This window comes from Vibrio sp. 10N.261.51.F11 (genome assembly GCF_041471665.1).
GTDB classification, from domain to species: domain Bacteria; phylum Pseudomonadota; class Gammaproteobacteria; order Enterobacterales; family Vibrionaceae; genus Vibrio; species Vibrio crassostreae_C.
In genome coordinates this window covers 1-1,744 of record NZ_JBFROW010000083.1, presented here as the reverse complement: position 1 = coordinate 1,744, position 1,744 = coordinate 1, and the positions used below count along the sequence as shown (strand labels likewise).

Sequence of the window (1,744 nt, the reverse complement as noted above, 5' to 3'; positions counted from 1 at the left end):
TGTGATTACCGAGGGAGGTTGACGGTCTAATTACCGAAGGACTCTGTCACAGTCTTATTAATAGTAGTCAACCATGACAGTTCTGCTCTTATTCGATAATTGATGCCTCGGCACGAGCTTCCCGTAACTCTCTTGTATTCAGCTTTTCTTCAAGCCAGATGTTCCTTACTGTTGAGTGACTAATTGAGATGTTAAATCGCTTTCTCATCTCACCACTGATCCTGATCGATGTTAGATGAGGTAATTTGAGCGTTAATGAGATGACGACATTTCGAGTCTTCTCATCGATGCGGTTACTGTGCCTTGATTGGCCATACATACGTTTCAAAGCTAATGGACCATGTGCTTCGAGAAGTTGACGGTTGTTGTGAATGCTTTTGACAGAGCAACCGCTCTGCCGAGCAGCTTCTCTCACATTGCCTAACTCCTTGGCAAGTTCAATAGCATCGAGCTTTTTCTGAACTTCTTCCCCGTATTCTTTCCTAGAGCTAGGCTCAACAAGCTCTTTAATGGACAGCTCTCGGTCAGCAAAGTAAGCGGCGAAGTTACCATCAAGTTGCTTACGTAGCTCAACTTGTTGACTCACGATAGAGTGCCTTAACGGAGAGGTAATTTGATACATTGCGTTACCATAACTGAAGGTATGGTCCCGACGGATTTTTCGATATTCTTTTTGGATACATATCGCATCGAGGTTTAGGTGTTTCGGAACGGGCTTATATTCCGAGCGCACCTGCTTAGCGTTGACGGTGAGGGTTGTCGCCCAATAGTCAGGGATGAAAGTGTTTTGCAGGTAGTCATTTGCGCTATTCATATCGGTGATCCCCGCCAGTCTTAACTCAGGGACGAGACGATCTTGGAACGTATCGAAGGCACGTTCGATACGACCTTTTCCTTGGGGGGAGTTGGCAAAAATAATTTCTATACCAAGCTCTTCGCAGGCTCGTTGCATCTGAGAGAAGTGGCAGCGTTTTGGTCCACCAAAGATACCCGCTCTATCGACATAAAGCGTCTTAAAAAGCCCCTTTTTTTCGATATAAGCCTTCATTACTTTAAGGCAGCCTTCCGTAGTTTCTGAAGGAAAGAACTCTGCATGAACGTCACTGGTTGCGTCATCAATCATAGCGATAAGGCAGGACTTTTTGTCCCCGAACCAAAGGTGGGGGCTGCCGTCCATTTGCAACATTAAGCCTTCTGCCTCCATGCGCTCTCGTCGTCTTCTTACTTTGGAGCGGCGATGTTTAGCTCGTTTTACATGATGGATTTCGTGCGCCCAGGTACGAAGTGTCTCTCGCTTTACTTTGATGCCTTCAAACACTTCCAGCATGTCTGCCAAATGAAGCATGTTAAAGTCGTAATACTTGGCTTTTATCAGATCTTGAACTTGCTTCTTTAAGGTCACGGGGATTTTATTAGCGGGTGCTCTTCCTGTGTTGCCATGAACAACGAAACGAATACCATCGGTACGGTATCGCCTGAGGTAACGTTCAATGGTTCGGGGGGATTTATTGAGCAGTTTCGAGGCATTGAGAATAGAGATTTTGTTAAGTGCCACTTTAGCAATGACATCCACGGTAAGCTGGGATTTAGCATCCATAACGATCATCCTATACACCCTTTGACTAATTCACAGTGATAGTCAAAGGATTACGTAAAAAGTAGGACCGTCAATTTCCCTCGGTAATTAGGCTAACGACAAAGTCGTTTGGTAGTTAAGGTACGACAGAATCGTTTGGTGATCACA

At 45.1% G+C, this 1,744-nt stretch carries 1 protein-coding gene; it reads right to left on the bottom strand.

Translation table 11 applies throughout. The annotated features are described in order from the left end of the window. Nucleotides 1-88: 88 nt before the first annotated feature. The gene (locus tag AB4351_RS20780) at nt 89-1,606 is read right to left on the bottom strand and encodes an ISNCY family transposase (protein ID WP_372127029.1); all 1,518 of its coding nucleotides are present in this window, start codon (nt 1,604-1,606) and stop codon (nt 89-91) included. Nucleotides 1,607-1,744 lie beyond the last annotated feature (138 nt).

Excerpts from the sequence above, each read along its gene's own strand:
- AB4351_RS20780 (WP_372127029.1), bottom strand. The coding sequence starts at position 1,606 with ATGATCGTTATGGATGCTAAATCCCAGCTTACCGTGGATGTCATTGCT.